At 74.7% G+C, this 21,749-nt stretch carries 24 protein-coding genes; 13 read left to right on the top strand and 11 right to left on the bottom strand.

The features are described 5' to 3' along the window. Positions 1 to 33: 33 nt before the first annotated feature. A complete protein-coding gene (locus DMP17_RS41970; RefSeq protein WP_226349950.1) occupies positions 34 to 912 on the bottom strand; it encodes a glycosyltransferase family 2 protein in 879 nt (292 codons plus the stop codon). A gap of 414 nt (positions 913 to 1,326) precedes the next feature. Between DMP17_RS41970 and DMP17_RS41975 the strand changes: the two genes are divergently transcribed. The 4 genes from DMP17_RS41975 to DMP17_RS41990 are packed head-to-tail and all read left to right on the top strand — an operon-like array spanning position 1,327 to position 5,374. Further along, positions 1,327 to 2,991 (top strand): LCP family protein, encoded by a 1,665-nt coding sequence (locus DMP17_RS41975; RefSeq protein ID WP_337832429.1) that lies wholly within the window; start codon positions 1,327 to 1,329, stop codon positions 2,989 to 2,991. A gap of 17 nt (positions 2,992 to 3,008) precedes the next feature. Beyond that, positions 3,009 to 3,755 (top strand): TIGR03089 family protein, encoded by a 747-nt coding sequence (locus DMP17_RS41980; protein WP_337832808.1) that lies wholly within the window; start codon positions 3,009 to 3,011, stop codon positions 3,753 to 3,755. 22 nt (positions 3,756 to 3,777) lie between these two features. After that, positions 3,778 to 5,043: a threonine ammonia-lyase IlvA gene (gene ilvA, locus DMP17_RS41985; RefSeq protein WP_434092821.1), complete on the top strand. Its 1,266-nt coding sequence runs from the start codon at positions 3,778 to 3,780 to the stop codon at positions 5,041 to 5,043. Between the two features lie 58 nt (positions 5,044 to 5,101). Next, a complete protein-coding gene (locus DMP17_RS41990) occupies positions 5,102 to 5,374 on the top strand; it encodes an MSMEG_0570 family nitrogen starvation response protein (protein ID WP_226350614.1) in 273 nt (90 codons plus the stop codon). Positions 5,375 to 5,411: 37 nt separating this feature from the next. Here DMP17_RS41990 and DMP17_RS41995 read toward each other — a convergent pair whose 3' ends face one another. Continuing rightward, positions 5,412 to 6,590, bottom strand: coding sequence for a benzoate/H(+) symporter BenE family transporter (locus DMP17_RS41995; RefSeq protein ID WP_226349948.1), 1,179 nt, complete (start codon positions 6,588 to 6,590; stop codon positions 5,412 to 5,414). Between the two features lie 234 nt (positions 6,591 to 6,824). On the opposite strand from DMP17_RS41995, the gene DMP17_RS42000 reads away from it, so the two are divergent. The 3 genes from DMP17_RS42000 (at position 6,825) to DMP17_RS42010 (ending at position 8,255) form a co-directional block, all read left to right on the top strand. Beyond that, complete coding sequence (locus DMP17_RS42000; RefSeq protein WP_337832430.1) at positions 6,825 to 7,343, top strand: DUF1097 domain-containing protein; 519 nt, start codon at positions 6,825 to 6,827, stop codon at positions 7,341 to 7,343. A 25-nt stretch (positions 7,344 to 7,368) separates the two neighbouring features. Next, positions 7,369 to 7,605 (top strand): MerR family DNA-binding transcriptional regulator, encoded by a 237-nt coding sequence (locus DMP17_RS42005; RefSeq protein ID WP_073576356.1) that lies wholly within the window; start codon positions 7,369 to 7,371, stop codon positions 7,603 to 7,605. Positions 7,606 to 7,721: 116 nt separating this feature from the next. After that, complete coding sequence (locus DMP17_RS42010) at positions 7,722 to 8,255, top strand: helix-turn-helix domain-containing protein (RefSeq protein ID WP_337832431.1); 534 nt, start codon at positions 7,722 to 7,724, stop codon at positions 8,253 to 8,255. Between the two features lie 56 nt (positions 8,256 to 8,311). Here the strand turns inward: DMP17_RS42010 and DMP17_RS42015 are convergent, their stop codons facing one another. Then, positions 8,312 to 9,277, bottom strand: a complete 966-nt coding sequence (locus DMP17_RS42015) for a squalene cyclase (protein ID WP_337832432.1) — start codon at positions 9,275 to 9,277, stop codon at positions 8,312 to 8,314. A 14-nt stretch (positions 9,278 to 9,291) separates the two neighbouring features. After that, entirely contained in the window at positions 9,292 to 10,446 is a 1,155-nt protein-coding gene (locus DMP17_RS42020) for an acyl-CoA dehydrogenase (protein WP_337832433.1), read from the bottom strand. A 60-nt stretch (positions 10,447 to 10,506) separates the two neighbouring features. Between DMP17_RS42020 and DMP17_RS42025 the strand changes: the two genes are divergently transcribed. Continuing rightward, positions 10,507 to 11,235, top strand: coding sequence for a TetR family transcriptional regulator (locus tag DMP17_RS42025; protein ID WP_337832434.1), 729 nt, complete (start codon positions 10,507 to 10,509; stop codon positions 11,233 to 11,235). A 270-nt stretch (positions 11,236 to 11,505) separates the two neighbouring features. Here DMP17_RS42025 and purE read toward each other — a convergent pair whose 3' ends face one another. Both purE and DMP17_RS42035 read right to left on the bottom strand, forming a co-directional pair. Next, a complete protein-coding gene (gene purE, locus DMP17_RS42030) occupies positions 11,506 to 12,018 on the bottom strand; it encodes a 5-(carboxyamino)imidazole ribonucleotide mutase (protein WP_073576360.1) in 513 nt (170 codons plus the stop codon). Further along, entirely contained in the window at positions 12,015 to 13,259 is a 1,245-nt protein-coding gene (locus tag DMP17_RS42035) for a 5-(carboxyamino)imidazole ribonucleotide synthase (protein WP_337832435.1), read from the bottom strand. Before DMP17_RS42035 ends, purE begins: the two co-directional genes overlap by 4 nt. A 34-nt stretch (positions 13,260 to 13,293) precedes the next feature. Here DMP17_RS42035 and DMP17_RS42040 point away from each other — a divergent pair, with 34 nt between their 5' ends. Further along, complete coding sequence (locus DMP17_RS42040; RefSeq protein ID WP_226367555.1) at positions 13,294 to 13,821, top strand: GtrA family protein; 528 nt, start codon at positions 13,294 to 13,296, stop codon at positions 13,819 to 13,821. An 8-nt stretch (positions 13,822 to 13,829) separates the two neighbouring features. Here the strand turns inward: DMP17_RS42040 and DMP17_RS42045 are convergent, their stop codons facing one another. Together DMP17_RS42045 and DMP17_RS42050 are read right to left on the bottom strand one after the other, a co-directional pair. Next, positions 13,830 to 15,104: a sensor histidine kinase gene (locus DMP17_RS42045; RefSeq protein ID WP_226367556.1), complete on the bottom strand. Its 1,275-nt coding sequence runs from the start codon at positions 15,102 to 15,104 to the stop codon at positions 13,830 to 13,832. Between the two features lie 7 nt (positions 15,105 to 15,111). Beyond that, positions 15,112 to 15,768 carry a response regulator transcription factor gene (locus DMP17_RS42050; RefSeq protein WP_062397592.1) on the bottom strand — a complete coding sequence of 219 codons (657 nt, stop codon included), beginning with the start codon at positions 15,766 to 15,768 and terminating at the stop codon, positions 15,112 to 15,114. Between the two features lie 65 nt (positions 15,769 to 15,833). Between DMP17_RS42050 and DMP17_RS42055 the strand changes: the two genes are divergently transcribed. Both DMP17_RS42055 and DMP17_RS42060 read left to right on the top strand, forming a co-directional pair. Beyond that, positions 15,834 to 16,652: an inositol monophosphatase family protein gene (locus DMP17_RS42055; RefSeq protein ID WP_051050249.1), complete on the top strand. Its 819-nt coding sequence runs from the start codon at positions 15,834 to 15,836 to the stop codon at positions 16,650 to 16,652. Then, positions 16,645 to 17,100, top strand: a complete 456-nt coding sequence (locus DMP17_RS42060) for a MaoC/PaaZ C-terminal domain-containing protein (RefSeq protein WP_337832436.1) — start codon at positions 16,645 to 16,647, stop codon at positions 17,098 to 17,100. Before DMP17_RS42055 ends, DMP17_RS42060 begins: the two co-directional genes overlap by 8 nt. On the opposite strand, the gene DMP17_RS42065 is transcribed toward DMP17_RS42060, so the two are convergent. The 3 genes from DMP17_RS42065 to DMP17_RS42075 form a co-directional block, all read right to left on the bottom strand. Beyond that, positions 17,081 to 18,013 (bottom strand): hydroxymethylglutaryl-CoA lyase, encoded by a 933-nt coding sequence (locus DMP17_RS42065; protein ID WP_226349939.1) that lies wholly within the window; start codon positions 18,011 to 18,013, stop codon positions 17,081 to 17,083. The two genes, DMP17_RS42060 and DMP17_RS42065, sit on opposite strands and share 20 nt — an antisense overlap. After that, the gene (locus DMP17_RS42070; RefSeq protein ID WP_226349938.1) at positions 18,010 to 18,633 is read right to left on the bottom strand and encodes a PH domain-containing protein; all 624 of its coding nucleotides are present in this window, start codon (positions 18,631 to 18,633) and stop codon (positions 18,010 to 18,012) included. The genes DMP17_RS42065 and DMP17_RS42070 overlap by 4 nt, the downstream gene beginning before the upstream one ends. 79 nt (positions 18,634 to 18,712) lie before the next feature. Beyond that, entirely contained in the window at positions 18,713 to 19,561 is an 849-nt protein-coding gene (locus DMP17_RS42075) for a biotin--[acetyl-CoA-carboxylase] ligase (protein ID WP_226349937.1), read from the bottom strand. Between the two features lie 146 nt (positions 19,562 to 19,707). On the opposite strand from DMP17_RS42075, the gene DMP17_RS42080 reads away from it, so the two are divergent. Together DMP17_RS42080 and DMP17_RS42085 are read left to right on the top strand one after the other, a co-directional pair. Continuing rightward, on the top strand, positions 19,708 to 21,348 hold the full coding sequence (locus tag DMP17_RS42080; RefSeq protein ID WP_226349936.1) for an acyl-CoA carboxylase subunit beta: 1,641 nt from the start codon (positions 19,708 to 19,710) through the stop codon (positions 21,346 to 21,348). Further along, the gene (locus DMP17_RS42085; RefSeq protein ID WP_226349935.1) at positions 21,345 to 21,584 is read left to right on the top strand and encodes an acyl-CoA carboxylase epsilon subunit; all 240 of its coding nucleotides are present in this window, start codon (positions 21,345 to 21,347) and stop codon (positions 21,582 to 21,584) included. The genes DMP17_RS42080 and DMP17_RS42085 overlap by 4 nt, the downstream gene beginning before the upstream one ends. Positions 21,585 to 21,749: the final 165 nt, after the last annotated feature.

Genomic DNA, 21,749 nt, shown 5'->3' on the forward strand with positions numbered 1-21,749 from the left:
GTTCCCCCTCAGGTTCTTTCTTCTCGTTCGCGCTCAGCCGGTCCGCCGCAGCAGACCCGAGCGCACGGCCAGGCCGGCGCGCAGGGCCGCACGCAGCGGCGCGTGCACCGGACCGCGGTGGCGGTCGGCCAGGTACCGGTAGGCGCTGCGGTGGTGCTCGGCGAGCATCCGTGCCGACACCTCCGGCTTGCCCGTGGACGCTCCGCCCACGTGTACGACATCGGCGCCGGGGACGTACACGTTTCGCCATCCGGCGAGACCCAGCCGTTCGCCCAGGTCGACGTCCTCGAAGTACATGAAGTAGCGCGGGTCGAAACCGTCGACGGAGTCGAACGCGGTGCGCCGCAGGAGCAGGCACGACCCGGACAGCCAGCCGGCCGCCCGCTCGGTCAGGTCCTCGCGGCTGCGCCGGTAGGCCGCGGTCCACGGGTTCGCGGGCCAGACCGGCGCCAGCGCGGCGTGCCCGGCGCCCGCCACCAGCGACGGCACCTCGCGCGCCGAGGGGTAGACCTCGCCGGACGGCTCGCGGATCAGCGGGCCGAGCGACCCGGCCCGGGGGTGGCGACGGCCGGCGTCGAGCAGGGTGTCCAGCGACCCGGCGCCCCACTCCAGGTCCGGGTTGGCGACGACGACCCAGCCGTACCCGTCGGGCAGCGAGGCCACCCCGCGGTTGGCGGCGGCGCCGTAGCCGACGTTCTCCCCGATCGGCAGGAACGTCACGTGGTCGCGCTCGCGGGCCGCGCGCTCGGGGGCGCCGTCGACGGATCCGTTGTCGGCCAGGACGACCGGCACGTCCGTGCGGGTCGTCGCGCCGCGCAGCGAGTCGAGGAAGACGTCCAGCAGCGCGCCCGGCGAGTAGGTCACCGTGACGACGGCGACCCCGTCGCCGTAGGACCGTGCGTCGTCGGTCACGTGGCCTCCCCGTCCTTTTCGTCCACCCCGCGCATGTCCCGCAACCTAGTCAGCACCGGCGCGCCCGCGCCCGGCGGCACCGTCCGGCACCGCCCGTTCGCGCCCGCGAAGATCACACTCCGTCACCGCGACCGAGATCGCGATACCATCACCCCAATATTCGGACCGGCCCCGAGCAGCGACGACACGTCGTACCCGTGCGTCACCCTCAAGTCCCGGCCCCCTACGACGACCGGGCGAGCAACCCGACACGCAGGCCGCTACGACCCACAGCGCGGGCCCGGATGCTGCACCCTGGTCCCCGACCGGGGTGTCCGGTCCCAGAGACGCACGGGCCGCGCCCGGGTTCACCGGACTCCCCCGTCCGGGTGAGACGCAGCGGCGCGGACGAGACGGACCCCGAGGGGAGTGAGCATGGGCGAGGGCTACCGGGACCGCTCCCGCCCGTCGGCCGCCGAGCGCACCGCCGCGCGACGGTCCGGCCGCCCCGCCGCCCCCGACGACCGGTACCGCTCGCCCCGGGTCCGCCCCGACACCGGCGCCGCACGCGGACGCCCCGCGGGCTCCGCGGGGTGGAGCCGGGCCGGGACCGCGACCGGCCCCGACGAGCACCCGCCGTACCCGGCGCGGGGCAGGCGCACCGGCGGACGACCGCCCCGTGGCCGCGGGCTGCTGGCCCGGCTGCGGCTCGCCGTCGCCGTGCTGTCGGCGCTGACGGTGCTGCTCACCGGCGCCGTGTGGACCCTCTACCGCGACGTCACCGGCGGCATCACCACGACGAACCTGCTGTTCGGCGGCTCCGCGGGCGGCGAGCAGAACATCCTGCTGGTCGGCGTGGACAGCCGTACCGACGCGCAGGGCAACCCGCTGCCGGCCGACGTCCTGGCCCAGCTGCGCAGCGGTGCCGAGTCCGGCGTCCTCAACTCCGACACGATCATCGTCGTGCACCTGCCCACCGACGGCGGCAGCGCGACCGCGTTCTCCATCCCGCGCGACTCCGAGGTGTCGATCCCCGGGCTCGGCCGCAACAAGATCAACGCGGCGTACCCGCAGACGAAGGCGCAGACCGCGTCCCGGCTGGTCGCCGAGGGTGTACGCGACCCCCGGCAGATCGACCAGGACTCGTCGCAGGCGGGCCGTCAGGCGCTGATCGACACCGTCCAGGACCTCACCGGGCTGGCCATCGACCACTTCGCCGAGGTCAACCTGCTCGGCTTCTACAACCTCACCAACGCCGTCGGCGGCGTCGACGTCTGCCTCAAGGCCCCGGCGAAGGACGAGTTCTCCGGCGCCGACTTCCCCGCGGGCCCGCAGACGATCTCCGGCGCCGACGCGCTCGCGTTCGTCCGGCAGCGGCACGGGCTCGCCGGCGGGGACCTGTCGCGGATCAACCGCCAGCAGGTGTTCCTCGCCGCGGTCGCCAACAAGGTCCTCTCCTCGGGCACGCTCACCGACCCGACCAAGCTCGGCGCGCTGGTCGAGGTGATCCAGCAGTCGGTCGTCATCGACAGCGGCTGGGACCTGCTCGGCTTCGCCCGCGAGGCGTCGTCGATCGCGGCCGGGAAGATGGACTTCCTGACCATCCCCACCGGCGGCCCGGAGACCACCCGCGGCAAGGACGTACTGCTCGTCGACCCCGCCGAGGTCCGCGACTTCGTCGCCCACCACACCGACCCCGAGCCCGAGGAGGCCGCCGCGACCTCCCCGGAGGTGGCGGCGCCGGTCGTGGCCGACGTGGCGAACGGGTCCGGGGTGACCGGGCTGGCCGCACAGGTCGCCGACACCCTGGGCCGCAACGGGTTCACCCCCGGCGAGGTCGGCAACGCCCCGGACCGCACCACCTCGGTGGTCCGCTACAGCCAGGCCGACGGCGACGCCGCCGCCCGCCGGGTCGCCGAGGCGCTGGGCGGGATCGGCGTCGAGCAGTCCGACGCCGTCGCCCAGGGCCGGGTGCAGGTGCTGCTCGGCACCGACCGCGCGAACGGCGGCCGGTCGACCTCCGCGGCGGCCGCGCCCGCCGCCGCCCCGGCGCCCTCGACCCCGCCGATCACCGCGGGCGGGGTCCCCTGCATCGACTGACGTAGCGTTCGCCCGTGATGGACACCGTCTTCGGCTCCGGCCTGTTCCTCACCGACGCGCTGCTCGGCCCGGCGCTCGGCCCCGCCGCCCCGCGCCCGCTGGTCACCCACTACGACGACGCGACCGGCGAGCGGACCGAGCTGTCCGGCACGACCACCGCGAACTGGACCGCGAAGGCGGCGAACCTGCTGCGCGACGAGGTCGACGTCGAGCCGGGCACCCGGGTCGCGGCGCTGCTGCCCGCGCACTGGCAGACCGTCGCGGCGCTGCTGGCCGTGTGGTCCTGCGGCGGGGAGCTCGTCGGCGACCCGGCGGGCGCGGACGTCGTGCTCGCCGACGCGGCGCGGCTCGACGTGGCCCTCGCGGCCGGGGCGGGCACGGTCGTCGCGTTCTCGCTGGACTTCTTCGGCCGCGGCCTGGGCGACCTCCCCGGCGGGACCGTCGACTTCGCGACCGAGGTGCGGGTGCACGGCGACGAGTTCGTCCCGTGGGACCCGGTGGACGGCGCGGCCCCGGCCTGGGACGGCGCGAGCGGCGAGCAGGTGCTGGCCACCGCCCGGGAGCGCGCGGACGCGCTCGGCATCACCGCGGGCGCCCGGGTGCTGTCGAGCACCGGCTGGGACAGCGCGGACGGCCTGCGCGACGGGCTGCTCGCCGTCCTCGCGGCGGGGGCCTCGCTGGTCCAGACCGTGAACGCCGCCGGGGACCCGGCGACCCTCGACCGCCGCGCGGAGTCCGAGCGGGTCACCCTGCGCCTGGGGTGAGCGGCGGACCCGGCCGGGGGTCATGACACCCTGGTCGACCGTGACCCCCTCTGTGAGCGCCCGGGACGTCGACGACGCGGCGGCCCGGCTCCGCGCCGTCATCGGCCCGACCCCGCTGCAGCTCAACCCCCGCCTGTCCGACGCGCTCGGCGGCGAGGTCTGGGTCAAGCGCGAGGACCTGCAGCCGGTCCGTTCGTACAAGATCCGCGGCGCCTACAACCTCATCGCGCAGCTGCCCGAGGCCGACCGCCTCGCCGGCGTCGTCTGCGCCAGCGCCGGCAACCACGCCCAGGGCGTCGCGTTCGCCTGCCAGCGCCTCGGCGTGACCGGGCGGGTCTACCTGCCCGGCACGACCCCGCGCCAGAAGCGGGACCGGGTCGCGCGGCTGGGTCGTGACGCCGTCGAGGTGCGGGTGGTCGGCAACACCTACGACGAGGCCGCCGCGGCCGCCCGCGCCGACGCCGAGTCCACCGGTGCCACCCAGGTGCCCGCCTTCGACGACCCGCGCACCGTCGCGGGCCAGGGCACGATCGCCCGCGAGATCCTCGCCCAGCTGGCCGACCCGCCGGACGTGCTGGTCGTGCCGGTCGGTGGCGGCGGACTGCTCGCCGGGGCCATCACCTACCTGCGCGAGCACGCGCCGTCGACCCGGATCGTGGGCGTCGAGCCCGCCGGGGCGGCGAGCATGGCGGCCGCGGTCGCCGCGGGCGAGCCGGTCGACCTGGGGTCGCTGGACCCGTTCGTCGACGGCGCCGCCGTGCGCAAGGTCGGCGCGGCCACCTTCGACGTGGTGCGCGACGCGGGCGTGGAGCTGCTCGCGGTGCCCGAGGGCCGGATCTGCGTCGAGATGCTCGCGCTCTACCAGTCCGACGGGATCATCGCCGAGCCCGCGGGCGCGCTGTCCCCCGCGGCGCTGGACCGGCTCGACATCCCCCGCGACGCGACGACGGTCTGTCTGCTCTCGGGCGGCAACAACGACGTCTCCCGCTACGCCGACATCGTCGAGCGCGCCCTGGTCTTCGAGGGCCGCAAGCACTACTTCCTCGTCGAGTTCCCGCAGGAGCCGGGCGCGCTGCGCCGCTTCCTCGACGACGTCCTCGGCCCGGACGACGACATCACCCTGTTCGAGTACACCAAGCGCTCCAACCGGGAGACCGGCCCGGCGCTGGTCGGCATCGAGCTGGGCTCGCCGGACGACCTGCCCGCGCTGCTCAAGCGGATGCAGGAGGCTCCCCCGCACATCGAGCCGATCCCGCCGGACAGCCCGCTGTTCGGCTTCATCCTGTAGACGCCGCGCGCAACACGGCGGCAATCCGGGCCGCCTACCGTGCACGACCGTGCCCGAGATGATGTTCGACGTCCGCTGGCCGGACGGCACCGAGGTCAGCTACTACTCGCCGTCGCTGGTGGTGACCGAGCACCTGGACACCGGCACGACCTACCCGGTGGCCGAGTTCGTCACGCGCAGCCGTACCTGCATGGAGATCGCCGACGCGCGGGTGCGGGCGAAGTACGGGTTCGGCTGCGCGCAGTCGGCCCGGACGATCGCGCTCATCGACGCCGCGGCGGGGCGGTTCGCCCCGACCGACGTGGTACGGGTGGAGGGCTTCCGCCGCTGACGCCGCCGGGTCCCGCGGTGCTGTGACGGCCGCCGCGTCACGCGGCGGCCGGGCGTCGGCGCAGCACCAGGTGCAGCGCCACCCCGGCGAGCAGACCCCAGAACGCCCCGCCGATCCCGGCGATCGTGACCCCGGCCGCCGAGACCAGGAACGCGGCGGCCGCGGGCACCCGCGCGACGGCCGGGTCCGGCGTCGGGTCGGCGACGGCGAGGGCACCGGCGAGCGCGGCACCGAACGTCCCGAGCAGCGCGAGCCCCGCGACGGACTCCACGACCCCGGGCGGCGCGGCCGCGACCAGGGCGGCCATCGTCGTCGCGAGCGGGGCCAGCAGCAGGCAGGCGACGCCGTTGGCCTGGCAGGCGACCCAGCGTCGCGCCGGGTCCGGGTGGGACTCGGGCGAGGCGGGCAGCGCCGCGGTGATCGCGGCCAGGTTGATCGCGTGCGCACCGGCCGGGGCCCCGAGCACCGTCCCGGCGCCGGTGAGCACCATCGCGTGGCGCCAGGGGACGGGGTAGCCCGCCGCGGCGAGCACCGCGACTCCGGGCACGTTCTGCGAGGCCATCGTGACCACCCAGAGCGGCAGCGCGACCCCCACCAGGGCCGCGACCGAGAAGGCCGGGACGGTGAGGGTGATCTCCGGCGGGCGCAGCCACGACCAGCCGTCGGCGAGGACGACGACGATCACCAGCGCCAGCCCGAACGCGGCCGGGGACGCCCAGCGCGGCGCGAACCGCGACAGCACGACCCACAGCACCACGATCGGCGCCACCAGCAGCGGCCGCTCGACCAGCGCCCGGACCGGCGCCAGGCACAGCGGCAGGAGCACACCGGCCAGCATCGCCTGCGCGATCGGCGCCGGGATCGCGCCGACGAGCCGCCCGAGCGGGCGCACGAGCCCGGTCGCGACGATCAGCAGACCGGCGACGACGAACGCGCCGACCACGGCGGGCCACCCACCCGCGACGGCCCCGGTGGAGGCCAGCAACGCGGCGCCGGGGGTGGACCAGGCGATCATCAGCGGGCGGCGGAACCGGCGGGACAGCCAGATCGTCGCCACCCCCATCAGCGCGGTGAGCACCACCAGCCCGGACGCGGCCTGCGCCGGGTCGGCACCGGCCGCCGTCAGCCCGGCGAGGACGACGGCGAACGAGCTGGTCACCCCGATCACCGCGGAGACGACACCGACCGACACCGGTTGCGCCCAGGAACGATCCACGGGACCACCCTAACCGCGTCGTTCTGTAAACAGAACCCGCCCCGGGCGGTAAGCAGGATGTTCTGCGGCCGATACACGGGACCCCGTCGACCCGACCAAAGATGACCGAACCGTGTCGTCCGGAAAACAGGCGGTGACGTCCGGTCCGCCGATCTTGGTACGGCCACCTGCCGCGGCCCATCCTGCGTGGGCCGCCGCACCCGTCGGGCGCGGCTCTACCGGAAGGCCCGTCTCATGAAGCTGCCCGTCGCTCTGGCCCTGGTGATCGGCGTCGCCGGGGCGGTGATCGCGTACCTCTACCTCGGTCCGCTCTCCGGGCTCGGTCTGTTCGTACCGGCGACGTTCCTGGGTGCCGCGACGTTCTTCGCGGCGGGCGGTGACCGGCCCGCGCTGGTCACCGCTCTGGCCACGAACGTCTGGGGCATCGTCACCGGCACCGTCATGCTGGTCCTGGCCGGCCTCACCACGAACCCCGCCCTGCTGGGCCTGATCATCGGCGGGATGACCGCGGTGTTCATCCTCGGTGCGCTCGTACCGGTGCTCGGGTTCGTGCCCGGCGCGGTCGTCGGGTTCGCCACGACCGCGGCGTTCGGCCTGCTCAGCGGGGCGTCGGGCACCGACTTCTCGCTGCCCACCGGCCCCTTCACGGTGATGCTGCTGTCGTTCGTGGTCGGCTCGGTCGTGCTGGGCTACGGCTGCAGCCTGGTCGTCGGCCGCCTGACCGCCCGCACCACAGCGCCCGCCGCGGCCTGACCGGCGGCGGCGCCCGGTGCGACTGGTGACCACCGGCGAGGCCGCGACCAGACTGGCCCTGAGCCCGCGGGCACTGCACCGCTGGGCCAGGGCCGGCCTGGTGACGCCGGCCTTCCGTGAGCCGGACGGCCGTGACCTCTGGGACCTCGACGATCTCCGCGACCAGGTCACGGCACTCCCGGCACGCTTCTCCGCAGCCACCGCGGTGCGCGACCCCGGGACACCCGGTCCCCCACGTCGACCGGGCACCCCGTCCGGGTAGCGCGGCCGGGTGCCGCGGCCCGGTGACGCGGCCGGGTGGCACGGCCCGGTGATGCGGCCGGGGTGGCGCGGGCGCGGGGCCCTCCGGCCGACCCGCCCCCCGGCTACAGTCGCCCGGTGGACGACGGGGCGCTGCGCACGGCCGTCGGCGCACGGCTGCGGACGGCCCGGACCGCACACGGCCTGTCCCTCGGAGCCCTCGCGGGGCGGGCGGGGATCGGCAAGGGCTCGCTGTCGGAGATCGAGAACGGCAGCCGCAACCCCACCCTCTCCACCCTCTACGCGCTCGCGGACACCCTGGGCGTACCGCTGTCGCGACTGCTCGCCGAGCACCCCGGGGCCGAGGTCGCCGGCCCCGGCATCACCGCGCGGCTGCTGGAGACGGCCACCGACGACCACGGCACCGTCGAGGTGTACGCCCTGGCCCTCGTCCCGGAGGCGGTGCACGTGTCCCCCGGGCACGGCCCGGGGGTGGTGGAGCACCTGCTCGTCACCCGCGGTGCCGTCCGGGCCGGACGCAGCGGGAGCGAGGCCGACCTCGGCACCGGCGAGGCCACCCGCTGGCCCGCGGACGGCGAGCACACCTACACCGCCCTCGCCGGGGAACCGGCCGCGGCGGTGCTCGTCATCCGCACCCCGCCGGGTCCATGATCATCAGTACCTCAACGCTGCGCGCCCTGCCCCGGACCGCGCCCAGGTACTGATCGTCAGGCCGCCGCGTCCCACCAGGCGAGCACCCGGGTGGCGTACAGGGTCAGCCACGGCGACGGCTCCCCCGGCGGCACGTCCACCTCGAACCACATCTCCCCCGGGTCGCGGACGCCCTGGACCCAGCGCCCGTCCGGCCGCCGCGACGCGCGCAGCGCCGCGACCGCGTCGGCGAGCCGCGGGTCGGGCGGGACCCCGTCGAGCGCGGCGGCGAGGCGGAAGTACTCCGTGCCGCGCAGCACGTCGTGCCGCCAGCGCAACGGGTAGGCGAGCTCGGCCGGGTCCCGTTCGAGCTCCACCGGCTCGCCGGTCGAGAGCCGGTACAGCAGCCCGCGGGTCAGCAGGTACTCCTCACCCGACCGGCGGGCGGCCCGCGTCGCGGCGGTCCCGCCGGTGGCCCGCTCGTGGGTGAGCAGCCCGTACAGCGCGTTCAGTGTGGAGTGGAACGACGACCGCCGCGCGCCGTCCACCCAGAAGCAGTTCCAGCCGCCGTCGGCGAGCCGGTGCTCGGCGAACCAGGCGGCGAGGGCGTCCATGTCACGGCCGAGCCACAGTCCGTTGGCGACGGTGAACGCGTTGATGCAGGCGTCGACCTCACCGTCCCAGTAGGGCAGGTCGTCGTACTCCCAGCGGCACGACTCGAGCTTCTCCGCGGTGCCCGCCAGCGCCGCCGGGTCCAGGCCCCACTCGCGCAGCGCGTTCAGCGACCAGGTCGTCGCCGTCCACGGCTGCCCCTCCACCGTGGACGGTCCGGCCGGGAAGTACGCACCGCCCGCCCAGGTGCCGTCGGGGTCCTGGCGGGCGAGCAGCCGGGCGCCCATCCCCTCGGTCGCGACCCGCGCGCGGGTGGCCTCCCACACCTCGGGAGGCGCACCCGCCAGGTCGCACTCGACCTGCCAGCGCAACGCCGGGTCGGTGTCGAGCAGCCGGTCGAGCAGTGCGCGGTCCACGACGGCCCCGTCCATGGGGCGTCAGGGTGTCACTTGAGCAGCGAACGCGCCATCACCATGCGCTGGATCTGGTTGGTGCCCTCGTAGATCTGGGTGATCTTCGCGTCGCGCATCATGCGCTCGGCCGGGAAGTCACGGGTGTAGCCCGCGCCGCCGAGCAGCTGGACGGCGTCGGTGGTCACCTGCATCGCGGTGTCGGAGGCGAAGCACTTGGCGGCCGAGGAGATGAAGCCGAGGTCGGGCTCGTTGCGCTCGGCGCGCGAGGCGGCGACGTAGCAGAGCTGCCGGGCGGCCTCGACCTTCATCGCCATGTCGGCGAGCATGAACTGCAGGCCCTGGAACTCGGCCAGGTGCTTGCCGAACTGCTTGCGCTCCTTCAGGTACTGCGTCGCGACGTCGAGCGCGCCCTGGGCGATGCCGACGGCCTGCGAGCCGATGGTCGGACGCGTGTGGTCCAGGGTGCGCAGCGCGGTCTTGAAGCCGGTGCCCTCGGCGCCGATGATCCGGTCGGCCGGGATGCGGGCGTCCTCGAAGTGGATCTCGCGGGTGGGCGAGCCGTGGATGCCGAGCTTGCGCTCCTTGGTGCCGACGACGAAGCCCGGGTCGTCCTTGTGGACCACGAACGCCGAGATCCCGTTGGCCTTCTTCTCCGGGTCGGTGACGGCCATGACCGTGTACCAGGTCGACTCGCCGGCGTTGGTGATCCAGCACTTGGTGCCGTTGAGGACCCACTCGTCGCCGTCGCGGCGGGCGCGGGTCTTCATCGACGCGGCGTCCGAGCCCGCCTCGCGCTCGGACAGCGCGTAGCTGACCATCGCCTCGCCGGCCGCGACCGAGGGCAGGACCTGCTTCTTGAGCTCGTCCGAGGCGGACAGCAGGATCGGGGTGAGCCCGAGGCCGTTCACCCCGGGGATCAGCGACGACGACGCGCAGACCCGCGCGACCTCCTCGATCACGATGCACCCGGCGAGCTCGTCGGCACCCTGGCCGCCGTACTCCTCGGGGATGATCACGGCCTGGAACCCGGCCTTGACCAGCGCGTCGCGGGCCTCGGCGGGGTAGCGACCCTGCTCGTCCACCTCGGCGGCGTACGGGGCGATCTCCTTCTCCGCCAGGTCCCGGACCGCCTCGCGGAGGGCCTCGTGCTCGTCGCTGAGCCGGTAGCTGTCGAAGTCGCTGTTCATACCGACCATGCTAACGGCACTCCGTGCCACATGTCACGGGATCTTGCTACCCTCCGTGCCATGACGACCAGCACGCGGCGCGGGCGTTCCCCGGAGGGGCGGGCCGAGGTGCGGCGGGACCTGGTCGCGGCGGCGGCGCGGCTGTTCACCGAGCGCGGGTACGACGACACCACCGTCGACGACATCGCGGCCGCCGCGGGCGTCGGGCGCCGGACGTTCTTCCGCTACTTCCGCGGCAAGGAGGACGCACTGTCCCCCGACCACGAGCGCGGACTGGCCCGGATCGGCGAGGTCTTCGCCGGCGCGCACCCCGACGAGCCGCTGCCGTCGCTGGCACTGCGTGCCGCGGAGACGGTGTTCGAGCTCTACACCGAGGACCCGGAGGTCGCCCGGCTGCGCTTCGCCCTGGTCGGCTCGGTGCCCGCGCTGCGCGACCGCGAGGCCGCGTCGGTGCACCACTACCGGCGGCTGTTCACCCGCGAGCTCACCGCCCGGCTCGGCGACCGCCCCGACGGGGAGCTGCGGGCCGCGGTGACGGCGGCGGCGCTGGTCGCCGCGCACAACCAGGCGCTGCGCCGGTGGCTGGTCGAGGGCGCCCGCGACGCCGACCTGCCCGGTGCCGTCGACCACTTCCGCCGGGTCGCGCCGATGCTGCCGCTGGAGGAGGCGACCGAGCCCGCCGCCGCGCCCGACCTGGAGGACGTCACCCGGCGCCTGGAGCGTGCGGCACGGAGCCTGGAGCGGGGGTCGACGCGGCACACGGGCCGATCCCGGCCCGGACATGCGTGATCCCCGGGCCGCACCGGGGTGCGTCGACCGAACCGGACAAGGCTCGGACCCGGGGATCACGGGTGACCGTCGGGAACTCGCCGGCACCACACCGGCTTCCACGACCGCCTCTCCGACGGGTTCTCCCCGCCGGAGCAGAACGTGGTGCTAGCTGACGGCCACCTCACGTGTCCTGCTGTAGCTCATCTGCTGGACCACCTCCTCTCCCGTGTACCGACACCGTACGCACGGGATCGAGCGGCGCGCCACCAGAAAATCGCGGCCCGGTCCTCAGCCCTCGCGGGCGGCCACGCGCAGCGCCGCGTCCTTGTCCAGCACGCTGCGCTCGAGGTCGGCCTGGAACTCCACCATGGCCTGCCGGAGCCGCTCGTCGCCGGCGCCGAGGATGCGCACCGCGAGCAGTCCGGCGTTGCGGGCGTTGCCGACCGCGACGGTCGCCACCGGCACGCCGGCGGGCATCTGCACGATCGACAGCAGCGAGTCCAGGCCGTCGAGGTACTTCAGCGGCACGGGCACGCCGATGACCGGCAGCGGCGTCGCGGCGGCGACCATCCCGGGCAGGTGCGCGGCACCACCGGCCCCGGCGACGATCGCCTGCAGGCCGCGGTCGGCGGCCGAGGCGGCGTAGTCGAGCATCCGCTGCGGGGTGCGGTGGGCGGAGTAGACGCCCACCTCCCACGGCACGCCGAACTCGTCGAGCGCGGCGCCCGCGGCGCCCATCACCGGCCAGTCGGAGTCGCTGCCCATGATCACTCCCACGCGCGGGGAGCCGGTCTGCGTCATCGAGGTCCTTCCGGGGAGTGCGGGGAGCGGGGATCGCCGGTGTGGGCGGACCAGCCGTCCGCCCAGGTCGCGGTGGCCAGCCAGCCCGCGGCGAGCTCCGCGCGGGTGCGCACGTCGGCCTCGTCGCGGCCGAGGACCGTCACGTGGCCGATCTTGCGGGCCGGACGGCCGTCCTTGGCGTAGAGGTGCACCTTCGCCTCGGGGAAGCGCGCGAAGCAGTGGTGCAGCCGCTCGTCCATGCCCATCGCGGGCTCCTGCGCCGCACCGAGCACGTTCGCCATCACCGCGACCGGGGCGACCGGCGCGGTGGAGCCGAGCGGGTAGTCCAGCACCGCGCGCAGGTGCTGCTCGAACTGCGAGGTGACCGAGCCCTCGATCGTCCAGTGCCCGGAGTTGTGCGGGCGCATCGCCAGCTCGTTCACGACGACCTCGCCGGGCGCGGTCTCGAACAGCTCGACCGTCATCAGCCCGACGACGCCGAGCTCGGCCGCGATCCGCAGCGCCAGCTCCTGGATCCGGGCGGCGTGGTCCGGGTCGAGCCCGGGGGCGGGCGAGGTGACCCGGGCGCACTGGCCGTCGACCTGCAGGGTCTCGACGACCGGCCACGCGGCGGCCTGACCGAAGGGCGAGCGGGCGACGCTCGCGGCCAGCTCGCGGGTCATCGGGACCGCGGACTCGACGAGCAGCGGGGTGCCGGCGTCGAGCAGGTCGGTGACCAGCCGGTCGGTGTCGTCGCCGCCGGCGCGCAGGAACCAGACGCCGCGGCCGTCGTAGCCGCCGCGGGTGGCCTTGAGCACGACCGGCCAGCCGTGCTCCGCCCCGAAGGCGGCGACGTCGCCGGGCGCGGACACCTCGGCGAACGCGGGCACCGGCAGGCCCATCTCCGACAGCCGTCGTCGCATCACCAGCTTGTCCTGCGCGTGCACGAGCGCCGAGGGCGGCGGCCGCAGCGGCAGCCCGGCCTCGGCGAGCGGGACCAGCACCTCCTGCGGGACGCCCTCGTGGTCGAACGTGACGGCCGAGCAGCCCGTCGCGAGCTCCCGCAGCGCGGCGACGTCGTCGGGGTCGCCGATGACGACGTCCGGCGTCACCCGGGCCGCCGGGTCGTCCGGCGACGCGGCCAGCACCCGCAGGGTCTGCCCCAGCGCGACGGCGGCCTGGGCGGTCATCCGGGCCAGCTGGCCACCGCCGACCATGCCGACGACGGGCAAGGCGGCCTTCTGCGCGTCAACCCTCTCCACGAGACCGGGAGCCTAATCTGGCACGATCGATCCCGTGACGGTGGTGGAGGCGACGCTCGCCAGGATCCCCCAGCCGTACCGCGACAAGGCGATCAAACACCGCGAGCTGATCAAGTTCCTGATGGTCGGTGGCAGCACCTGGGTCATCGACACGGTGGTGTTCCTGGTGCTGAAGGCCACGGTGCTGGCCGACAAGCCGGTGACCGCCAAGGTGATCGCGGTACTGGTGGCGACGATGGTGTCCTACGTGCTGAATCGCGAGTGGTCCTTCCGGACCCGCGGCGGGCGCGAGCGGCACCACGAGGCCCTCCTGTTCTTCGTGATCAGCGGGGTCGGGGTCGCCGTGTACTCGGCGCCGCTGTGGGTGTCGCGCTACGTCTTCGAGCTGCAGGTGCCGTTCGTCTCGCTGGTCGCCCAGGAGTCCGCGGACTTCGTGGCCGGGCAGATCGTCGGCACCCTGGTCGGAATGGCCTTCCGCTGGTGGGCGTTCCGCCGGTTCGTGTGGCCGGACCAGTTCGTGCGACGCCAGCCCCCACCGGTCGCCCCCGCCCCGAAGGACTGAGCGACCGGCTACCGCGGGCCGGTGCGGTCGGGCATCGGGGCCGTCGCGGCGACGTCGTCGGTGCGGGCCGCGGGCAGGTACAGCCGGAACACCGGCGGCCGGGCCCGGGACAGCTCCAGCCTGCCGCCGTCGGCCTCGACCAGCGTCCGGGCCAGCGCCAGCCCCAGCCCGGTCGAGGACTGCGCCGAGATGCCCCGGTCGAACACGTGCGGCACCAGGTCCTCCGGCACGCCGGGCCCGGTGTCGGACACCTCCACCAGCAGCGCGTTCTCCCCGGTGCGCGCGGAGATCGTGACCGGGCCGTCGCCGTGCTGCAGCGCGTTGTCGACGAGCACCCCGATCGCCTCGCGCAGCCGCGCCGCGGTCACCCGGGCGAGCAGTCCCTCGGGCACCCGCACCTTGAGCGACCGGCCGGCAGCGGTGAGCGGGCCGCGCCACTCCCGCTCGGCGTCGGCGACGGCCTCGGCCAGGTCGACCGGTTCGGCCCCGACCGCCCGGGCGGCGCGCGCGGACTCCAGCAGGTCGTCGAGGACGGCGGTGAGCCGCTCGGTCTGCTCCAGCGCCGCGTTGGCCTCGCGGCGGGCGTCCGGGTCGGGGTGGCAGGCCAGCTCGTCCAGGCGCAGCTGCAGCGCGGTGATCCGGCTGCGCAGCTGGTGGGACACGTCCCCGACCAGCGACCGCTCGCGGTGCAGCAGCTGGGACAGCGCCGTCGCCGAGGAGTCCAGGACCTCCGAGACGCGGTCGAGCTCGGCGATGTCGTAGCGGGCCGGGGACCGGCGGAAGTCGCCCGCGCCGAGGCGGGCGGCGCGGGCCGCGAGGTCGCGCAGCGGGTCCGACAGCCGGCGCGCGGTGTACACCGCGACCCCGGTGCCGACGGTGACGGAGAACCCCACCAGCAGCACGACGACGGCCACCACCTGGGTCTGCTGGGAACGCATCACCGAGGTCGGCTGGGACAGCTCCATGATCCCGCCAGGCCCGAACGGCAGCGACTCGGTGACCGGGTCGTCGACCCGGTCCACGCCGTAGACGATCGGGTCGGAGTCCGGCGGCACGACGACCAGCCGGGAGTTCGGCGGGATCGCCGCCTCCACCAGCCGTTGCGACTGCGGCCCGGTGCCGTACTCCTCGACGGTCTCGGTGACCTGTTCGAGGCGCTGGGTCAGCTCGGCACGGGTGAAGTCCTCGACGAGCTGCCAGGTCGCGAGCGCGAGCGGGCCGCCCAGGAACAGCGCGGTCAGCGCCACCGTCAGCAGGGTGGAGATCAGGATCCGGCGGCGCACGGCGACCTCAGTCCGAGTTGTACCGGAAGCCGACGCCGCGGACGGTGGCGATCCGCTTCTCGCCGCCGATCTTGCGGCGCAGCCACGACATGTGCATGTCCAGCGTCTTCGACGACTTCATGTCCGCGTCGCCCCAGACCGCGTGCAGGATCTCCTCGCGCGTCACGACCTGGCCGGCGTGGATCATCAGCACCCGCAGCAGCTCGAACTCCTTGTTGGCCAGGGAGATCTCGTCGCCGTCGAGCAGGACGCGGCGGCCGGACAGCTCCATCCGCAGGCCGTCCACCTCGACGACGTCCTGGGTGCGGCGGCGCAGCAGCGCCCGCACCCGGGCCAGCAGCTCGGCCAGCCGGAACGGCTTGGACACGTAGTCGTCGGCGCCGGCGTCGAGCCCCACGACGAAGTCGACCTCGTCGGTGCGGGCGGTGAGCATGAGGACGGGCAGGTCCGGCAGGGTCGCGCGGACCCGCCGGCAGACCTCCAGGCCGTCCATGCCGGGCAGCCCCAGGTCGAGCACGAGCAGGTCGACCTGGGCACGGGTGACCCGGTCGACGGCGCCGACGCCGTCGGCGACGACGTCGACGTCGTACCCCTCGCGCTGCAGGGCCCGCGACAGCGGCTCGGCGATGGCCGCGTCGTCCTCGGCCAGAACCACGGTGGTCATTTCACCGAGCATAGGGCTCCGGGCCCCGGGCACGGTGGCGGTGCGAGCTGGCATGCTCGCCCAACGTGAACCCCGAGCGATGCGTGCCCGCCGAACCCGGTGATCTGGATCTCGCCCTGCGCCTGGCGGACCTCGCCGACGCGATCACGCTGCCCCGTTTCCGGGCCGCCGACCTGAGGGTGGAGCGCAAGCCGGACCGCACCCCGGTGACCGACGCCGACACCGCCGCCGAGGACGCCATCCGTGCCGCGCTGGGCCACGAGCGTCCCGGCGACGCGATCCTCGGGGAGGAGCGCGGCGGGTCCACCGACACCGCGCACGGCCGCGGCTGGGTGATCGACCCGATCGACGGGACGAAGAACTTCTCCCGCGGGGTGCCCGCGTGGGCGACGCTGATCGCGCTCGTCGTCGACGGCGTGCCGACGGTGGGGGTGGTGAGCGCGCCGGCGCTGCACCGCCGCTGGTGGGGCTCGGCGGGGGCCGGGGCCTGGGCGCGGGACCTGCCGTCGGGGACGCCCAAGCGGATCGCGGTGTCGGGGGTGGCCGACGTCGCCGACGCCTACGTCTCGACCACCAACACCGAGACCTTCCGCACCGACCCGTCCCCGGCGTCACGGGAGGGCTGGATCGCGCTGACCGAGGCCTGCTGGGAGTCCCGCGCGTTCGGCGACTTCTGGCAGCACGTGCTCGTCGCCGAGGGGGTCGTCGACGTCGCGGTGGAGCCCGCCGCGAACCCGTGGGACCTGGCCGCGCCGGCCGCCGTCGTCGCCGAGGCGGGCGGGCGGCTGACCGACCTGGCCGGGAACCCGACCTGGTCCGGCGGGCACGGCCTGACCAGCAACGGGCTGCTGCACGACGCCGTGCTGGGGGTGCTGCGTGGCTGAGCTGTACTTCGACGACCTGACCCCGGGCACCGTCGTCGACCTCGGCACGACCGTGGTCGACCGCGACGAGATGGTCGCGTTCTCGGCCCGGTTCGACCCGCAGCCGTTCCACCTCGACGAGGCCGAGGGCGAGCGGGTGTTCGGCGGTCTGGCCGCGTCCGGCTGGTTCACCGCGGGCCTGTGGATGCGCGCCTACGTCGACGCCGTGCTGTCCCGCGCGGCGTCGCTCGGCTCCCCCGGCGGCGACGAGATCGCCTGGCCGGCACCGGTGTTCGCGGGCGACGAGCTGCACGCGGAGGTGGAGGTGCTCGAGGCCCGCGTCTCGCGCAGCCGCCCGTCGATGGGCCTGATCACGCTGCGCGGGACGCTGACCCGCACCGGCGACGGCACGGTCGTCTACCGGTCCCGGTTCACCGGCATGTTCGGGGTCAGGCCGACAGCGCCGTGACCACCCGCGACGGCGACGGCCGTCCCAGGTGCCCGGCCATCCACACGCTCGTGTCGACCAGCTTCCGCAGGTCGGCGCCGTGGTCGATGCCGAGCCCGTCGAGCATCCACACCAGGTCCTCGGTGGCGAGGTTGCCGGTCGCGGACCCGGCGTAGGGGCAGCCGCCCAGGCCGCCCGCGCTGGCGTCGACGGTGGTCACGCCGTACCGCAGCGCGGCCAGGGTGTTGGACAGCGCCTGGCCGTAGGTGTCGTGGAAGTGCACCGCGAGCCGCTCCACGCCGACCCCGCGGGCGACGCAGGCGTCGAGCACCGCGCCGACGTGCGCCGGGGTGGCGACGCCGATCGTGTCGCCGAGGGAGAGCTGGTCGCAGCCCATCTCCATCAGCCGCGCCCCGACGGCGGCGGCCTGGTCCGGGTCGACGCCGCCCTCCCACGGGTCGCCGAAGACCATCGACACGTAGGCCCGCACCCGCAGTCCCTCGGACACCGCGCGGGTCACTGTGGGCTCGAACATCGCGAACTGCTCGTCGAGCGTGCGGTTGAGGTTGCGCTTCGCGAACGTCTCGGTGGCCGAGGCGAACACCGCGACGTGGTCGCAGCCCGCCTCGATCGCCCGGTCCAGGCCACGCTCGTTCGGCGTCAGTACCGGGTAGTCGAGCCCGGCACGGCGGTCGAGCACGGCCAGCAGATCGGCGGCGTCGGCGAGCTGGGGCACCCACCTCGGGTGCACGAAGCTGGTCGCCTCCAGCGTGCGCAGACCGGCGTCGGCGAGGCGGTCGAGGAACTCGGCCTTCACCGCGACCGGGACGACGGTCTTCTCGTTCTGCAACCCGTCGCGGGGGCCGACCTCGTAGATCTCGACGCGCTCCGGGAGCGCGGGGTCGCGCACCGTCGTGGGAAGACCGTTGCTCACAGGGACGCCCTCTCTCGCTGCGGTGCGGGAGCCTCCATCCTGCCCCGCACGGCCGCGTCGGCGTGACCACGGCGGGCCGTGTGCTCGCTCTCCTTCTCGTGGCTGCGGCGCCGCTCGGCGAGCAGCCCGATCTGCCGGTGCAGCCGGGCCTGGACCCGTTCCACGCCCGCGACGTCGGTGAACCGCAGCCGCTCCCCGGCGACGTCGAGCAGCAGGGTGCCGCAGCCGAACAGCCGTCCCCCGGCGCCGGTCCGGACGCGGACCGAGTCGATGCGGTCGATCGGCACGTCGAGGCCGTCGCGGACGAGCAGGCCCTCCCGGACGAGGAACCGCCGGTCGGTGACGACCAGCAGGGTGGCGCGCCAGCGCGCGATCGGCAGCAGCGTGAACCGCACCGCGACGAGCGCGGCGAGCACCCCGAGCACGAGCCAGGCCCACGGCGCCCACGGCTGCAGCCGGACGACGGCGGCCCCGAACCCGGCGACGGCGCTGACCGCGACGAGCACCGCGGCCGGGCGCAGACCCAGCCGCCAGTGCGGGTGCCCGAGCAGCACGACGTGCTCGCCCTCGTCGAGAACCCGGTCCAGAACCCGGTCCAGAGCGCTGTCGGGGAACGCCATACCCCCACGGTAGGGCGCCGGGCGCCCACCGCCCACGCGACGCGCGGGGGCTGCGTCGCAGGTCAGCGCAGTGGGTGACTCAGGACTGGTCGGCCGGGCGCAGATGGACGATGTCCCCGGCCGCCACCGCGACGCGGGCCCCGTCGTCCGGGTGGACCAGCAGCCGGCCCTGCGGGTCGACGTCCTCGGCCGTCCCGACGAGGTGGTCCCCGGCCGGGCGCTCCACCCGCACCCGCGAGCCGAGGCTGGCGCAGGCCGAGCGGTAGTCGCGGCGCAGGCCGCAGGCGTCGGCGTCGCCGTGGGCGTCGCGCCACTGCGCCTCGCGCCGGTACAGGTGCCCCAGCAGCACGATCGCCGTCTCGGAGCGGGTCGCGGTGAACCCGTGCGCGGCCAGCGAGGTCGCGCCCCACGGCAGGTCGGTGGCCGGGGTGGAGATGTTGAGCCCGATGCCCAGGACGATCCCCGGTCCGCCGCCGGAGACCGCGGTCATCTCGGCGAGGATCCCCGCGGCCTTGCCCCGCGCCGGCCCGACGAGCAGGTCGTTGGGCCACTTCAGGGCCACCGGCACGTCCGGGGCGAGCTCGGTGATCGCGTCGGCGAGCGCGACGCCCGCGAGCATCGGCAGCCAGCCCAGCCGGTCGGCGGGCACGCCCTCGGGGCGCCACAGCACCGACATCGTCAGGGCCGCCCCGGGCCGCGAGATCCAGGTCCGGTCGAGGCGGCCGCGGCCGCGCACCTGGTCCTCGGCGATCAGCACCGAGCGGTCCGGCGCACCGCGCCCGGCCTCGGCGAGCAGGTCGGCGTTCGTGGATCCGGTGGAGGCGACGACGTCGAGCGCCGTCCAGCCCCCCGCGGGACGGAGCACGGCCGTCCGCAGGGCGTACGGGTCCAGCGGGGTCCCGTCGCCGTGATTCGTCCCGGTCGTCATCACCGCGCACCGTAACGGCCCCGCGACGCGCCGGGGACCGCGGAGGGTGAACGGATCGGTAACGGTGTCGCCGGGGCGGCCACCCGGTCGGCTGCGTCGGACGTCACGCCCGAGCCGAACCTACTTGCGGGTTAAGCTCCGACCTCATGAGCGCCGCAACGGAGCCGATGGCGACCCCGGACAGTGGTGGGGCAGAGCCGGACATCCACACCACGGCGGGCAAGCTCGCCGATCTCTACCAGCGTTTCGAGGACGCGGTCCACGCCGGTTCGGCGTCCGCGGTCGAGAAGCAGCACGCGAAGGGGCGGCAGACCGCCCGTGAGCGGATCGACCAGCTGCTCGACCCGGGCTCGTTCGTCGAGCTGGACGCGCTGACCCGGCACCGGTCCACGAACTTCGGGATGGACGCCAAGCGCCCGTTCGGCGACGGCGTCGTGACCGGCACCGGCACGATCGACGGCCGCCCGGTCGCCGTGTTCTCCCAGGACGCGACCGTCTTCGGCGGCGCGCTCGGCGAGGTCTACGGCGAGAAGATCGTCAAGGTCATGGACGTGGCCGCGAAGATCGGCTGCCCGGTCGTCGGCATCAACGACGGCGGCGGCGCCCGCATCCAGGAGGGCGTGGTCGCCCTCGGCCTCTACGGCGAGATCTTCACCCGCAACGTGCAGAGCTCCGGCGTGATCCCGCAGATCTCGCTGATCATGGGCCCGTGCGCGGGCGGCGCGGTCTACTCCCCCGCGATCACCGACTTCACCGTGATGGTCGACGAGACCAGCCACATGTTCATCACCGGCCCGGACGTCATCAAGACCGTCACCGGCGAGGACGTCGACATGGAGGAGCTCGGCGGCGGCCGGGCCCACAACACCAAGTCCGGTGTGGCGCACTACCTGGCGGGCGACGAGGCCGACGCGCTCGACTACGTCAAGCAGCTGCTGAGCTTCCTGCCGTCGAACAACCTGTCCGAGGCGCCGTCGTTCCCGGCCACCGAGCCCGTCGAGGGGTCGATCGAGGACGGGATCATCGACTCCGACCGCGAGCTCGACACCCTGATCCCGGACTCGGCGAACACGCCCTACGACATCCGCGAGGTCATCAACCGGGTCGTCGACGACGAGGACTTCCTCGAGGTCCAGGAGCTCTGGGCGCCGAACATCGTGATCGGCTACGCCCGCGTCGAGGGCCGCAGCGTCGGCATCGTCGCGAACCAGCCGACCCAGTTCGCCGGCTGCCTGGACATCGACGCCTCGGAGAAGGCCGCCCGCTTCGTGCGGACCTGCGACGCGTTCAACATCCCGGTGCTGACCTTCGTCGACGTCCCGGGCTTCCTGCCCGGCACCGAGCAGGAGTGGAACGGCATCATCCGCCGCGGCGCGAAGCTGATCTACGCCTACGCCGAGGCGACCGTCCCGAAGGTCACCGTCATCACCCGTAAGGCCTACGGCGGCGCCTACGACGTCATGGGCTCCAAGCACCTCGGCGCCGACGTCAACATCGCCTGGCCGACCGCGCAGATCGCGGTCACCGGCGCGCAGGGCGCGGTGTCGATCCTCTACCGCAAGGAGCTCAAGGGACTGGAGGGCGACGAGCTCGCCGCCAAGCGCGCGGAGCTGCAGCAGGACTACGAGGACACCCTCTGCAACCCCTACATCGCCGCCGACCGGGGCTACATCGACGCGGTCGTGCCGCCGTCGCACACCCGCGGCTACGTCGGCCGGGCGCTGCGGATGCTGTCCACCAAGCGGGAGCAGGGACCGACCCGCAAGCACGGGAACATCCCGCTGTGACCACCGACGCCGAGGCCACCCCCGAGGAGCGCCGTGCGCTGTTCCGGGTCGTGCGGGGCACCCCGGACGACCACGAGCTCGCCGCGCTGACCGCCGTGGTCGCCGCGGCGGCGAGCGCCGGCGGGCCGCCCGCCCCGCCGCGGACGCCGGACCTGTGGTCGCACCCCGCGGCCCGGCTCCGCGCCCCGCTGCACGCGGGCCCGGGCGCCTGGCGCGCCTCCGGCCTCCCCCGCTGACCCCGTAGGCACCACCGACCGACGCCCGGTCCCCGGCACACCACGTGCCCGGGGACCGGGCGTCGTCGCGTCCGGCCCGGGGGCGGCGGTCCACCCGGGGGTGGAGGGGGCGGGTCCACCCGGGATCGACCCCGGCGCCGACGCGACGACCGGGCCCGCGGGGAG

The sequence above is a fragment of the Pseudonocardia sp. TMWB2A genome (assembly GCF_017312135.1).

What these genes read in the sequence shown, in the direction of transcription:
- DMP17_RS41975 (WP_337832429.1), top strand. Translation starts at nt 1,327, where the DNA reads ATGGGCGAGGGCTACCGGGACCGCTCCCGCCCGTCGGCCGCCGAGCGC.
- DMP17_RS41980 (WP_337832808.1), top strand. Translation starts at nt 3,009, where the DNA reads ATGGACACCGTCTTCGGCTCCGGCCTGTTCCTCACCGACGCGCTGCTC.
- ilvA (WP_434092821.1), top strand. Translation starts at nt 3,778, where the DNA reads ATGACACCCTGGTCGACCGTGACCCCCTCTGTGAGCGCCCGGGACGTC.
- DMP17_RS41990 (WP_226350614.1), top strand. Translation starts at nt 5,102, where the DNA reads ATGATGTTCGACGTCCGCTGGCCGGACGGCACCGAGGTCAGCTACTAC.
- DMP17_RS42000 (WP_337832430.1), top strand. Translation starts at nt 6,825, where the DNA reads ATGAAGCTGCCCGTCGCTCTGGCCCTGGTGATCGGCGTCGCCGGGGCG.
- DMP17_RS42015 (WP_337832432.1), bottom strand. Translation starts at nt 9,277, where the DNA reads ATGGACGGGGCCGTCGTGGACCGCGCACTGCTCGACCGGCTGCTCGAC.
- DMP17_RS42020 (WP_337832433.1), bottom strand. Translation starts at nt 10,446, where the DNA reads ATGAACAGCGACTTCGACAGCTACCGGCTCAGCGACGAGCACGAGGCC.
- DMP17_RS42025 (WP_337832434.1), top strand. Translation starts at nt 10,507, where the DNA reads ATGACGACCAGCACGCGGCGCGGGCGTTCCCCGGAGGGGCGGGCCGAG.
- purE (WP_073576360.1), bottom strand. Translation starts at nt 12,018, where the DNA reads ATGACGCAGACCGGCTCCCCGCGCGTGGGAGTGATCATGGGCAGCGAC.
- DMP17_RS42050 (WP_062397592.1), bottom strand. Translation starts at nt 15,768, where the DNA reads ATGACCACCGTGGTTCTGGCCGAGGACGACGCGGCCATCGCCGAGCCG.
- DMP17_RS42070 (WP_226349938.1), bottom strand. Translation starts at nt 18,633, where the DNA reads ATGGCGTTCCCCGACAGCGCTCTGGACCGGGTTCTGGACCGGGTTCTC.
- DMP17_RS42075 (WP_226349937.1), bottom strand. Translation starts at nt 19,561, where the DNA reads ATGACGACCGGGACGAATCACGGCGACGGGACCCCGCTGGACCCGTAC.
- DMP17_RS42080 (WP_226349936.1), top strand. Translation starts at nt 19,708, where the DNA reads ATGAGCGCCGCAACGGAGCCGATGGCGACCCCGGACAGTGGTGGGGCA.